Raw genomic sequence first — 12069 nt, forward strand, 5'->3', positions numbered from 1 at the left:
GCCGTTGACCTTCTTGCCCGCGTCGTAGCCACGGCTGGGGTGGGTGACGGTCTGGGCGCCCTTCACGGACTGGGAGTCGATCACCCCGGCGGTCGGCCGCGGCCGGCGGCCCTCGGCCTGGCGCAACTGGTCGCGCAGCCCGTCGTGGACCCGGATGACGACGCCCTTGCGTTTCCACCGGTCGAAGAAGCCGTAGACCGTCTTCCAGGGTGGGAAGTCCGCCGGCAGCGCCCGCCACACGATCCCGTTGTGGGCCACGTACAGGATCGCGTCCACGATGTCGCGCCGGTCATGGCTCTCGGGCCGGCCGTCCTTCGGAACCGGCGGCAACAGCGGCGCCACGTACGCCCACTCCTCATCCGACATATCCGAGGGATAGCGGCGAGATCGTCCCATGTCCCGACCGTGACCAGCCCGTCCCAGCCGTTCACGCCACCACACCGCGAAGATCGGGAACGGGCCACGGCCAGCCCACAACATCAAGATTCAGGACAGGCTCTAAGCTCCTGCTGACTCCGGCTGAGGCGGCCGAACTACTCGGCCTCGGCCGCTCCACCGTCTACGAACTCCTCGCGTCCGGCGAACTCGAATCGATCTGCATCGGCAGGGCTCGACGCATTCCACGCGACGCCTTGGACAGCTACGTCGCCCGGCTCCGCGGCCTCGGCGGAGAAGCAGCGTGATCGTGCTGGCTGAGCGGCGGACCGCAAGGACCGATTCGGGAACGCTCAGCTCATCGGGTCGTAGTCGCCGGCTAGCCATCGAAGGAAGCGTCGGGGGTGATCCAGATAGGTCCGGACGGTGTTGGGCGCCTTCCCGCTGGACACGAGTAGTCGTTCGTATCGGTCAAGCGCCTGGCGTAGATCGTCTAGGCTCCACTCTTCCGCCTTGCCTTGGTCTCTGGACGGCCGAGGCGCTTTACGAGCGGCGTGCCACCGATCTACGTCGTCGGCATTCCACACCTTCCCCATGCTCAGCACGGCCACGGGTTCGGGAAAGGTCGAGTCGTCGCGCAGGATCTGGTGGACCCGCGACGGGCTCACGTCGAGGAGATGCGCGATCTCCGCCGCACCCATGAGCTTGATCGTCGACATGGGCTGCATCATAGCTTGACGAGCCAGTAGCTAATGCCTACTGTAGCCGTTAGCGGTCCCGACGGGTGCTGGAACACCCGCCGAGACCTAGACCCCACCCCTTGCATCCACAAGGAGCGAAGCCCTATGCCCATTTTCTCTTCCGGCGGCTTCGGCGCGTGGCGCACCCCCGGTGACGACTCGCCGCTCGTCTCGACGCAGGCGACCGACACCGGCCACGAGCTGACGATCCGCCCCGGCGCCGACATCGGCGACCTGGTCGCGATCCTCGCGGACCTCCCACCGGACGCCTTCTTCACCGAGCACTTCGGCGACATCGACGTGGTCTTGGTCTTCCGGCGCGTGCCGGGCGCTTCGGCCCTCGTCCCCGCAGACGCGATGCCCTCGACGGACCCGGCGGCGGCGGGCGTCTCCCGCCCGTAGCGGCACCCCTGCCTGCACCACCCCCATTTTTTTCCGCTCTCTGGCGGCTTCCAAAGCTGTCGGGGTGTCGGACGGGTCCAGGGTCGGCCGAAGGCCGATCGCGCAGCGACGCGCAGCGCCCTGGACGCGGCCGGCGCCCCGACAGATCCTCCCTCCGCCCAGAGAACGGAATGCCCACCGACGCCCGGCAGCGACACCCGCGCCCGGCGCTCAGGTCCGTTCTTTCCGGCAAGGAGCTTCGAATCGTCATGCCCGAAAACAGGCCCGACCCGTTCGCCAACGACTCAGTGGACTACCGCCCCACGGCGGCAGAGCTGACCAGAGCGCGCGCCGAAGTGGCCCACTACCCGCTCGACGCCCGGTACTCCTACGCCTGCGGCGCTCTGCGGTTCGTCGCGGAGGAAATCGTCGCCGGACGCACGGACCAATTCACCATCGCGGCCGCCCGGTACGCACTCGCCCTGGCCGAGGTGGCCCGCGAATCCTCCAACGACCGGCAGGAGGTGGCCTGATGGCTGCGCGCAAGGGACGCCGCGGCGCTGGCGAGGGAGCAATCTACAAGTCGCCGGATGGCCGTTGGCGCGCGTCGGTCGACCTGGGCTGGAGGGACGGCAAGCGCCAACGCAAGTACCTGTCCGGCCGGACCCGCGCCGAGGTGGCCGAGAAGCTTCGGAAGCTACGTCGGCAGCAGGAGGACGGTGTCGTCGTCGCGGTGACGACCGGTAAGAAGCCGCCGACGGTCGGCCAGTGGGTGACGTTCTGGGTCGAGCACATCGCCCCGGCGCGGGTTCGGCCGTCGACGCTCGATGGGTACCGGAGCAAGGTCAACCATCGGATCATTCCGGCGTTGGGCGGCTACAAGCTCGAAGCGCTTCAGCCTGAGAACGTCGAGACCTGGCGGGATGAGCTGCTCGCCGAGGGCCTTGCCCCGGCGACCGTTCGGCAGTGCTTCCGTATTCTGAGCCGCGCACTCAAGGTCGCTGTGCAACGCGGAAAGGTCGCTCGCAACGTCTGCGCGTTGGTGGACGCGCCGGCCGTGCAACGCGATGAAATCCGACCGCTGACGGCCCAGCAGGCCCGGCAGATCCTCAAGGTCGCGGCCGACGACGTCAATCCGGCGCGATGGTCGGTCGCGCTCTCGCTGGGCTTGCGGCAGGGCGAAGCGCTCGGCTTGGCCTGGGACGCGGTCGACCTCGTCCGAGGAACCATCGCGGTCCGCCAAGCCCTCCAGCGCCGGCCCTGGCAGCACGGATGCGGCGACACGCCGTGCGGCAAGAAGCGCGCGGGAAGCTGCCCGTCCCGTGTCGGCGGTGGCGGCCTGGTCCTCGTCGCACCCAAGAGCCGCGCCGGGCGGCGCACGATCACCCTCCCGAGGCCGCTCGTCCGGGCGCTGCGCGACCAGCGCGACCGACAGAGGAAAGCGGCGGAGCACGCTCGCGACCTCTGGAAGAACGAATGGAACCTTGTCTTCACCCAGCCAAACGGCTGTCCCCTGGACCCTGCTCGCGACTGGGCCACCTGGAAGCGCCTTCTCGAACAGGCAGGCGTCCCGCACGCCCGGCTTCACGACGCCCGGCACACCGCGGCCACGCTGCTCCTGGCCCAGGGGACCCCGGCCCGCGTCGCCATGGAGATCCTCGGCCACTCGCAGATCAGCCTGACCCTCGACACCTACAGCCACGTCATCCCAGAGATGCAACGGGACGCCGCCGACGGCATCGGCTCGGTCCTCTGGGACCCAGAGGACGACGGCCAGACCTCCGACTAGGCAAATATGGCGGCGGTCGAGATGACTCCTGAAAGGGTCGCGACAACCGTCATCCAGAAGGTAAGGGTGCTTTGCATGTCTTCTTCAAGTCTGACAACCACGATGCCGCGCTGGTGAGCAGTCAGAACGGTTCCGTCGGGACTGGTCGAGCCACGTGTTGAAGGTGATGCGGAGTTCTCAGCGTCGGCCGGGACTGGCTGGTGAGGATGCCATCCGAAGCGAGCGAAGAATTTCGCCCAGACATGGCCTCCGCCGGGCGCCTGGGAGCATCCAAATAGTACGCCGACCGTCCGGTTACGGCACGGGGTGCCGCGCTGGGTTGTCACGCCGCAAGTAGAAGGCGCCTTGACGGCGAGCARCCAACACGGGATCGCGATCGAGACTGACAGAGCGAACCAGAGCTGATGCCAGTCGAATGAGATCAGAGAAGCCACAAGTAGCGCAATCGCGCCGAGTTCGACCACGAGCAGAGAGAGCGCGACGTTGCGCTTGGCCATCCCGGTTCTCCATACCTATCGAGTTGTGATGTTGCGTCACCGTAGCAGTGGGATTGTTTCTCTACGGGGTGGGGTGTGATGGTCAAGTGGGAATCACGCCTGGTCGGAGTGCTGGAGGCGGACTGAAGGTTGCGTGCGTCCAGCAGATGTGACGAACGCGACACGAACTGGAGGGGGTGGCCGCGTTGGCGGCGATCCGAGCCTGAAGCCTTCGCGACCCGAACGGAACGTGTGGCTGCCAGCGTGGCTGCCAGAAATGATCAAAGGTCGCCGCCCCTGATCGACTTGGGAGCAGCGACCTGCGAAAACTACACAGAGTGAGTGTGGGGCGGGTGGGGCTCGAACCCACGACCGGAGGATTATGAGTCCCCTGCTCTGACCGGCTGAGCTACCGCCCCAGGCTGACGTAGCGTACCGACTACAGCCGTGTCGTGTCGTACCGGCTGGTCAGCGATCCTGCGCGGGGAGTACCGCTGGCTGGGTGGGACGCTGAGCACTGGTTCGTGTCGTTGCTCGCCGCACCTAGGGCTTCGCGGACCCGTGTCTGCGCCCGTGCCGGCGGAGATCCACCGGTTCGTGGAATTTGCCGGGTCCGTCAGCCGCGGTGACTCGCCTGGACGAGTTCGGGGTGCGCCCGGCCGACTCGCTGGCGTCGACGGGCCAGGAGGGCGTCCGCCAGCGCGTCCGCGCGTTCCATGTCGTCGAGGGTGGCTCGGGATCGCCCGTCGACGGCCATGATGGCGGCAAGCAGCTCCGCCGATAGTCTTGTCCGCGCCGCCATCCGGGCCACACTCGGTGGCAGGTCGGTCGACGGCCTGGCCGCGAGGGGCCTGGGGGCGGTGTTGATCTGCGACGGGACCCGGGGGGCGGGCGTGACCCGGCCTTCGTGGGCGATGCGAGTGCGTGACCGGACCCCGAGGAGATCGAACATACATTCGATCCTGGCGGTGGCAGATCATGCTGTCAAGTGACGCGGACGACAGGCGACGATCTGTCTTGGGAGCCGGATCTCGGCGCATCGCCGCCGACCTGGCCAGATCGCTTCCGCCCAGGTCGGCGGCTATGCCGGCGCCCTGCGGCCGGCACCGAGAGTCTGGCCGGCACCGGCAGTGCCCGATGGTGACCCGGCTCGGGAGCCACACGAGTGCCTGCTGCTCAAACCGGGCTCGGCTGCCAGAGGCCGTGCGGCGGCATCCCGCTTCCGAGCGGCCGGATTCGCCGCCGGGCCGCCGGGCCGTCGGGCCGCCGCCCCGCCGGGCCGGGCATCAGGATCGCCGTGATCATCGTTCGAGAATGCTCCCGCGGCGCGCGCTGGTAGCTCGCCCAGACCGGCCACCGTCTGCCGCGCGGCTCTCGCACCGAAATCCGTGTGCGGATGGTTGGCGGGTTCTGACAGAGTCGGGCCGCATGACGGTTTTCGAGGGGTTCGAGCTCGACGACGACCTGGGCCGGGTCGACCGCGACGCTGTCTGGGCGTTTCTGTCGACGAGCGCCTACTGGGGTCGGTGGCGGCGACGCGCGGATGTCGACGCCCAGCTCGACGGTGCCTGGCGGGTCGTCGGCGTCTACGAGACGAGCACGGGGGAGCTGGTGGGCTTCGCGCGGGCCCTTTCGGACGGCGTCGCGCTCGCCTATCTCGCGGACGTGTTCATCGTCGAACGGGTGCGTGGGAGGGGGCTGGGCAAGGCGCTGGTGACGGCGATGATCGACGAAGGCCCCGGCGTGAACTTCCGATGGATGCTGCACACCGCGGACGCGCACGGGCTGTACAAGCAGCACGGCTTCGGCGCACCTGACGAAACGTACTTGGAGCGAAGGGCGCGGACCTAGCTCGGGTCGAGGCCTTGGCGCGAGCCGGGGAACGATCGTCGCCGAAGATCAAGGCTGGCGCCTGCCTCGCGCGGACCCGCCGGGCACCGGTGCCGAGGGTGCTCGAGGGTGCCCGAGGGCGGTCCGAGGACGGTCCGACCGATCACCTCCTACCTGGTTCCTCTTACCCGGTTCCTCCGACCTACCTGGTTCCTCCGACCGGCTCGGGTACTCCCAGCCTGGGTGGGTCGCGGCCCACGCATCCGGTCCGGGCACCACGGTCCAGCTCGGGCTGGAAAAACTAGACGACGTCTGACTTTGTCGACTACCGTGACCACCATCACGTGATGTTGGACGCGCTGAGAGGATGTGATCGCCTTGTCGCGGTCGATCGAGTTTCCGGTCTTCGACGCGGACAACCACATGTACGAGACCACCGACGCGTTCACGAAGTACCTGCCGGCGGAGTACGACGGGCTCGTGAAGTACGTCCAGGTGGGCAACCGGACGAAGATCGCCCTCCGTGGGCAGATCAGTGAGTACATCCCGAACCCGACGTTCAACGTCGTCGCGCCGCCGGGAGCTCAGGAGCTCGAGTTCCGGCTGAAGAACCCGTCGTCGAAGACCAAGGCCGGTGACATCCAGGTCGCCCCGCCGCCGCGCTACGTGCCGTCGATCCCGGCGTACTTCAACCCGGCGGACCGGCTCGAGCTCATGAACGAGCTGAGCATCGACCGGGCGATGATGTGGCCGACGCTGGCGAGCCTGCTCGAGGAGCGCCTCGCGGACGACCCGGAGGCCACGGTCATCGTGGTCCGCGCGCTCAACCGGTGGATGCACGAGCACTGGACGTTCAACTACGAGAACCGGATCTTCCCGACGCCCGTCATCACGCTGCCGATCCTGGACGAGGCGCTGCGCGAGTTGGACTGGGTGATCGAGCACGGGGCCCGCGCCATCCTGGTCCGACCGGCGCCCGTGCCCGGCTACGGCGGGCAGCGCCGCTCGTTCGCGCTGCCCGAGTTCGACCCGTTCTGGAAGCGGGTCGAGGAGGCCGGCATCGTCGTCGGCATGCACGCCTCGGACGACGGCTTCCAGCGTTATCTGAACGACTGGGAGGGCGCGTCCGCCGAGTTCCTGCCGTTCAAGTCCAGGCGGACCGCATTCGCCGAGCTGGTGATGAGCGAGCACCGCGTCATCAAGGACGTCATCGCCTCGATCCTCGGACACGGCCTGGCCACTCGGTTCCCGGGGCTGCGCTTCCTGCCGGTCGAGAACGGCAGCTCCTGGGTCCGCCCGCTGGTGACGCAGCTGGAGAAGCTCTACGAGCGCACCCCGGACCTGTTCGACGAAGACCCGATGGTCGCCTGGCACCGCTGCGTCTACGTCCACCCGTTCCACGAGGAGGACGTGGTCGGCCTGGTCAAGGTGCTCGGCGCGGACAACGTGTTGTTCGGCTCCGACTATCCGCACCCGGAGGGCTTGTTCGACCCGGTGACGTTCATCGACGAGCTTGACAGTCTGACCGTCGACGAGCAGCGCAAGATCATGGGCGGCAACCTCGGCGCGCTGATGGGAGTCGACCCGCTCGCGAAGGTCCTGTAGAGCGGACGCGCGCCGTCACCGCCGCGCGCCAGCGCGCCGTCACCGCCGCTCGTTCCCCGGCGGGCCATCCCGAGTGGCTCGCCGGGCGGCCGGGGCAGAGCGGGCTGGCGTTCAAAGGTCCGTGACCCTGGCCGGGGCGCCGTCGAGCAGGTCGGTGAAGCCGCCAGGTGCGTAGGGGCCGACGACGAGTTGCTCGAGCACGCCGAGACCGGTGCGCTCGCCCCACGTCGCACGCATGACCTGCTGGATGTGGACGGTGTCGAAGGCGAGCGTGTCGAGGTCGGCGGCCTTGTGCGCCTCTCCGCCGACGGCCAGCTCGCCGTGCCATTTCCCATGTCCCCAGGTGGGGTGCAGGTAGCCGACTCCCTTCATTCGGAATGTGCGGATCGGTTCCAGCTCGACGGTGTCGCCTGGGGCTTCCGCGGTGTCACCCGGGGCAAGGAGAATCGTGGCTCCTTCCGATCGGCGCAGGCCGGGTGCCCATCGCACGTCGTGCCGGGCGCCGCTGAGCGTGCGAATGCCGGTGTCGGCGCCGAACACCGCTGCATGGTTGCCGATGACCGGCAGGATCGCCGCGGTCTGGGACCACGGCACCCCGAGCGCGTCCTCGAACCGCAGGTAGTGCAGACCGACGTCGGCGAAGTTCAGCGGTGCCCAGAGGAAGAAGATCTGCGGCAGGACCTTGCGCGGCGCCCCCGGCGTCGGGTCGCCTACGCCGCGCATTCCCCAGGAACGATCCTTGGTGCCGTAGGTGGGCGTCGACAGCGGGATGTCGTGGCCGCCGGCGGAGAGCGTGCCGGCCCAGGTGACGAGCTGGGTGGCGCGGGTGACGTCCATGGTCAGCTGGGTGCCGGCGTGCCGGGTCTGGCGCGGCTCCTCGTACGCGGGAGTGCGGGCCGTCGCGGTCAGGTCCGCGACGAGGCCGTGCTCCGGCGCGTCGACGACGACGCGGTTGATCCGCATCGGCTCGACGATCTCGATCGTGATCGGGCCTATTTTCGTCTGCGTGCGGTCGAGCGGGACGCGCCCGGAGGCGAACACCGAGCGCTGCACGCCGTCGGCCACGACGCTGAACGCGGCGTCGATGATGCCCCGGTTCGGGTATAAGCCCATCGCGACCGCGAAGTACATGTTCTCGTCGTAGCCGTTGAACCAGAACCGGTCGTACTGGTCGGGGTGGCCGTCGCCGGCGTGCGCGAGCGGCAGCGCGGTCTGGTGGACCGGGTAGTCGTCAAAAGGAATGAGCACCGCGGGTTCCTCTCAGCGTCGGGAAGCGGGAGCGCCCGTGCCGGCACGAGCGGCCACCGAGCGGCCACCGAGCGGCCACCGCGCGGCGGCCGCCACGGCACCGGCATCGGCACCGGCAGAGAACGAGCCGGACGAGGCGGGACGGTGGCACATGTGGCTACCGGACGACAACCGGAAGCTGTTCGCCCGGTCGCGCCGGAAGCTTCCGCCCGCTGCTCGCGGCGGAGGCTGACCTGGTGCTCCAGATGAACCGGGCTGGTCACTCATTGCCCGCGGCCGGTTCATGTATCAGCTGGCCGCACCATTGGCCCGACCCCTTGGAGTCCCTGACGACGTCGAAGCCGTCGGCGGTGGCGTTGGCGCGGACGAAGGCGTAGCAGGTGTTGGGCTTGCCGCGATTTTGGGACAGGTTGATGGTGCCGGGGACGAGGCCGCCTGCGTCGTAGTCGGTGACCTTCCGCAGGTTGGTGATGAAGGCCTGGCGGGTGGGGCAGGGGCCGGCGGCCTCGAGCCCGCGCAGGAAGAGGTCCGCGCTGATGTAGGAGGCGACCGCGACCTCCTGGTCGGGTGCGTCCAGCTCGGGGGCGAACTCGGCCATCGCCTCCTGGTAACGGCGAATGGCCGGCGACTGGGACTCGAACGGGGTGTAGTTGAGCCAGATCGTCAAGCCGGCGATGGCCGGCCCCTGCTCGCGCAGCAGGTCCGGGTTGTAGCCGGTCGGGCTTAACACGGCCTTCGGGTTGCCGCCTTCGGCACGCACCGCCGCCAGCGTCTCGGCGATGCTGCTCATCGCCACGGTGCCGACGATGACGTCCGCCTGGCTGGCGATGATCTCGTCGGCCGCCCACGACGCGCTGCTCCAACCGGTCGTCAGACCGATTCGCCGGACGACATCGATGCCCTGGCTTTTCAGACTGGCCGTCAGCTGGTCCGCGATCTCGCCCGTGGGGCCGCCGACGGCGTCCTCGAGCACGACGGCCCTCGTGCCGCCCTGGGCCTTCGCGTACTGGCCGACGGTGGTGACCGCGGTCCCCTTGGCGAACAGGTAGGAGAACGAGAACATGTTGGCGTGATCGTTCCACAGTGACTCGGCGGTGAGACCGGTCACCGGCACGCCGTTGCGGTCCAGGTAGTCCGCGGACCCGGAGACGGCGGTACTCAGCTCGATGAGGCCGAAGACGTGGTCCTTTTCGACGAGGTCTTTGGCTGTCAGGCCGTTGGTGTCCGCCGCGCCGGCGTCGTCGCGCCAGACCAGGTCGACCCTGCGGCCGTTGATGCCGCCGGTCTGGTTGGCGAGGCCGATCCGGGCCTCGACGCCGCTGCGCGCCGGTGTGAACGCCTCGGAGAGGATTCCCGTGTTCGGGTACATCAGTCCTACCTTGATGGCGCCGGGGGATACCCCAGGCGCGTCGCAACCCGCGTTGGCGGTCCGCTCGGTTTTCTCCGTCCCGATGGCGCAACTGGTGAGCGTCACGAGAGCCAGTACGAGGGACAGCACGTCACGATGCCGCCGTCGGCGCGCCGTCCGCGGCAAGGACCGGCGATTCCTCGAAATCGAAGGATGATCGGCGGAGCGTAGCTCGCCTAACGCTTCCGGCCGTCGGTATGAGTTACCTCTGTCGCGCCCCACGTGCATGCGTCACTCCCAGGTGGCGTCCCGCCGGATCCCGGCGGGCGGCCCGGACTTTTCCCGATCGGGCAGTGCTCAGGTCGAGAGGGCGGTGACGTGCCCGGCACCCGACCCTCGGTCGCGGCCGGCCCATGGGCCGGCCGGACAGGGCGGGGCGAGCGGAGAGACGGGCGCGGGCATGGTGCCCGCCGTGCTCGTCTCCGCATCGCCCCGCCCCGCCACCTCAGGTCGTCATCAGGACGTCATCGCCGTGGCGCCGCCGCTGTGCGCGGCGACCAACCAACGGCCATGCGGGCGGCCTCCGACCGAAGAGCTACAGCCCGAGCGCCTGCTTGATCGCGTCGAAGATGAAGCCCTTGGTGAACATGTCGAAGGTCGGGGTCAGCTCGGCGTAGGCCTGTCCGGTGACGGACTGGCCGTTGATGGTGCCGGTGACGGCCGACGAGCCCTCCCAGTAGGAGCCGGTGGTCGCGTTCGCGATCCCCGGGACATACAGCTCCTGGTCGGCGAGCTGAGGCGTGATGGTCAGCGTGCCGCCGGGCACGTTGACCCGCCATTTCTGGTCGAAGACGTGCCCGCTGTGTGGGCTTGTCCAGGTGCCCAACGGCGTCTCGGTGACCAGCGACGGGTTGAGGTTGGTCGTGCTGCCATCAGCCTCGACCAGGGTGCCGACGGTCTGGACGATCTGCCCGCTCGCGTTCTTGATGTAATACAGCATGTACTGGGTGTTGTTCGACAGCTGGATGCTGAACCAGTCCCAGCCGCCGGTACCGGCGGCGAAGTGGCCCCACTGGTGGTCCTGCCAGGCGATACCGGTGACGTTCACCAGCAGGCCGTGGTCGAACAGCGTGCCCTTGGCCTTGAGGTTCGTCTGCGAGTAGTAATAGGACTCACCGAACGGGCCGTACGGGATGACGCCGGCGTTGCCGTGCAGGGCGGTCGGCGTCGACTGGGTCAGCGCGAGGTTGATACCCGAGTAGCTGAGGTCAGCGAAYCCGCCGGTCAGGTGGTTGACCCGGTTCTTGCCGTCCATGTGGATCAGGCCGACGGTGTTGTTGAAGCCCCCACCGGGAGGTATGACGTCCGGCTGGAGGGAGAACATCGACATGTTCTGCTTGAACGTGCCGCGGGTGATGTCGCTGATCGCGAGCTGCCCGTCGTAGGCCGACGCCGCCGGCGCGGTCGCCAGCGCGTCCAAGCGGATGATCGTCTCTTCGAACCCGTACTCATGGTGCCCGCCGAAGACGTCGGTGCCCTGGAGGTGCCCGGTGAAGTACCACCATTCCATGGCGGAGTCCGGGTGCGCCGCCTCGTCGGCCGGCAGCGAGACCGGCGGCGTGGCGGCGGACACGCCCTGTGCGGGCAGGACGAGCAGGAGCGGCGCGAACAGTGCCCCGAGGAACACCGCTAAGCGTCTGTGTCGGCGTCGTTCGAAGGGTAAACGAGTGAGGGCGTGTTTCATTCTCTGCCTCCCTGGAATGGGTGAAGCGGGGGACGAGGAACATGGTGTCGTTCCTCGTCTGAAGGCCGGCTGAAAGCGAGTACCACCGTGGAGGGGGGCTGCCTCTTCCGTGTGGAACACGCATCCAGCCGGTTCCTCCGCGCAGCCGGCATCGACGGCACGGAAGCCTGGAATCTCGCGGCGGGCGGAATGCTCGCCGCGCCGGGTTACCTGTGGAATTTCGGCGTTTTGGTGCGCGGCGCGGCCCTGGGCGCCGGCGTCACCCGGCACCGTTCGGGGACATGAGCCGCCTTTTCTTCTGTTCCTCGCCGTGTCGGTGGAAAGGTCGTCGTCTGGTCAGGCGGCCCTGGGGAGGCCCCAGCGCCGGACTGGAGCGCGCCTCGAGGCCGAGCCCACCGCCGCCACCACGCGTCACCCTCCACCTCCCACCCTCGGCGCGGACGTGAGAACCAGGTCCCTGGCTCGGATGGGTCCGTGTGGCGAGCGTCTTGCGATGCCCGTCTGTGAGCCCTGTCCTCCGTCGCGTGGAAGAA

The 12069-nt window shown here is 68.5% G+C and carries 14 protein-coding genes and 1 tRNA gene; 7 read left to right on the top strand and 8 right to left on the bottom strand.

Features of this window, described 5'->3' with window-relative positions; genetic code table 11:
* A partial coding sequence (locus BCD49_RS25490) for an IS5 family transposase (RefSeq protein ID WP_241832397.1) occupies window positions 1-396 on the bottom strand: 396 nt, incomplete at its 3' end.
* A 110-nt stretch (window positions 397-506) separates the two neighbouring features.
* On the opposite strand from BCD49_RS25490, the gene BCD49_RS41045 reads away from it, so the two are divergent.
* Window positions 507-683 carry a helix-turn-helix domain-containing protein gene (locus tag BCD49_RS41045; RefSeq protein WP_035931936.1) on the top strand — a complete coding sequence of 59 codons (177 nt, stop codon included), beginning with the start codon at window positions 507-509 and terminating at the stop codon, window positions 681-683.
* A 45-nt stretch (window positions 684-728) separates the two neighbouring features.
* Here BCD49_RS41045 and BCD49_RS25495 read toward each other — a convergent pair whose 3' ends face one another.
* Window positions 729-1094 carry a helix-turn-helix transcriptional regulator gene (locus tag BCD49_RS25495; RefSeq protein ID WP_035931934.1) on the bottom strand — a complete coding sequence of 122 codons (366 nt, stop codon included), beginning with the start codon at window positions 1092-1094 and terminating at the stop codon, window positions 729-731.
* Between the two features lie 126 nt (window positions 1095-1220).
* Here BCD49_RS25495 and BCD49_RS25500 point away from each other — a divergent pair, with 126 nt between their 5' ends.
* The 3 genes from BCD49_RS25500 to BCD49_RS25510 all read left to right on the top strand — a co-directional run bounded on the left by BCD49_RS25500 (window position 1221) and on the right by BCD49_RS25510 (window position 3285).
* Window positions 1221-1517: a hypothetical protein gene (locus tag BCD49_RS25500; protein WP_007506781.1), complete on the top strand. Its 297-nt coding sequence runs from the start codon at window positions 1221-1223 to the stop codon at window positions 1515-1517.
* A 248-nt stretch (window positions 1518-1765) separates the two neighbouring features.
* Window positions 1766-2029 (top strand): hypothetical protein, encoded by a 264-nt coding sequence (locus tag BCD49_RS25505; RefSeq protein WP_007506780.1) that lies wholly within the window; start codon window positions 1766-1768, stop codon window positions 2027-2029.
* Window positions 2029-3285 (top strand): tyrosine-type recombinase/integrase, encoded by a 1257-nt coding sequence (locus BCD49_RS25510; protein ID WP_007506779.1) that lies wholly within the window; start codon window positions 2029-2031, stop codon window positions 3283-3285. The genes BCD49_RS25505 and BCD49_RS25510 overlap by 1 nt, the downstream gene beginning before the upstream one ends.
* On the opposite strand, the gene BCD49_RS43230 is transcribed toward BCD49_RS25510, so the two are convergent.
* The 3 genes from BCD49_RS43230 to BCD49_RS25520 all read right to left on the bottom strand — a co-directional run bounded on the left by BCD49_RS43230 (window position 3282) and on the right by BCD49_RS25520 (window position 4713).
* Window positions 3282-3782, bottom strand: a complete 501-nt coding sequence (locus tag BCD49_RS43230; protein ID WP_007506778.1) for a hypothetical protein — start codon at window positions 3780-3782, stop codon at window positions 3282-3284. The genes BCD49_RS25510 and BCD49_RS43230 overlap by 4 nt on opposite strands.
* A gap of 324 nt (window positions 3783-4106) precedes the next feature.
* Window positions 4107-4180: transfer RNA gene (locus BCD49_RS25515), tRNA-Ile, on the bottom strand.
* Between the two features lie 197 nt (window positions 4181-4377).
* A complete protein-coding gene (locus BCD49_RS25520; RefSeq protein WP_007506777.1) occupies window positions 4378-4713 on the bottom strand; it encodes a hypothetical protein in 336 nt (111 codons plus the stop codon).
* A 476-nt stretch (window positions 4714-5189) separates the two neighbouring features.
* Between BCD49_RS25520 and BCD49_RS25525 the strand changes: the two genes are divergently transcribed.
* Complete coding sequence (locus BCD49_RS25525) at window positions 5190-5612, top strand: GNAT family N-acetyltransferase (RefSeq protein ID WP_007506776.1); 423 nt, start codon at window positions 5190-5192, stop codon at window positions 5610-5612.
* A 357-nt stretch (window positions 5613-5969) separates the two neighbouring features.
* Window positions 5970-7196 carry an amidohydrolase family protein gene (locus tag BCD49_RS25530; RefSeq protein WP_027141365.1) on the top strand — a complete coding sequence of 409 codons (1227 nt, stop codon included), beginning with the start codon at window positions 5970-5972 and terminating at the stop codon, window positions 7194-7196.
* Window positions 7197-7307: 111 nt separating this feature from the next.
* Here BCD49_RS25530 and BCD49_RS25535 read toward each other — a convergent pair whose 3' ends face one another.
* The 3 genes from BCD49_RS25535 to BCD49_RS25545 form a co-directional block, all read right to left on the bottom strand.
* Window positions 7308-8444: a hypothetical protein gene (locus BCD49_RS25535; protein ID WP_007506774.1), complete on the bottom strand. Its 1137-nt coding sequence runs from the start codon at window positions 8442-8444 to the stop codon at window positions 7308-7310.
* 259 nt (window positions 8445-8703) lie between these two features.
* Window positions 8704-9942 carry an ABC transporter substrate-binding protein gene (locus BCD49_RS25540; RefSeq protein ID WP_007506773.1) on the bottom strand — a complete coding sequence of 413 codons (1239 nt, stop codon included), beginning with the start codon at window positions 9940-9942 and terminating at the stop codon, window positions 8704-8706.
* A gap of 445 nt (window positions 9943-10387) precedes the next feature.
* The gene (locus BCD49_RS25545; protein ID WP_007506772.1) at window positions 10388-11536 is read right to left on the bottom strand and encodes a lipocalin family protein; all 1149 of its coding nucleotides are present in this window, start codon (window positions 11534-11536) and stop codon (window positions 10388-10390) included.
* Between the two features lie 87 nt (window positions 11537-11623).
* Between BCD49_RS25545 and BCD49_RS43705 the strand changes: the two genes are divergently transcribed.
* Window positions 11624-11821, top strand: coding sequence for a hypothetical protein (locus tag BCD49_RS43705; RefSeq protein WP_007506770.1), 198 nt, complete (start codon window positions 11624-11626; stop codon window positions 11819-11821).
* Window positions 11822-12069: the final 248 nt, after the last annotated feature.

It is taken from the genome of Pseudofrankia sp. EUN1h (genome assembly GCF_001854645.1).
Taxonomy (GTDB): Bacteria; Actinomycetota; Actinomycetes; order Frankiales; family Frankiaceae; genus Pseudofrankia; species Pseudofrankia saprophytica.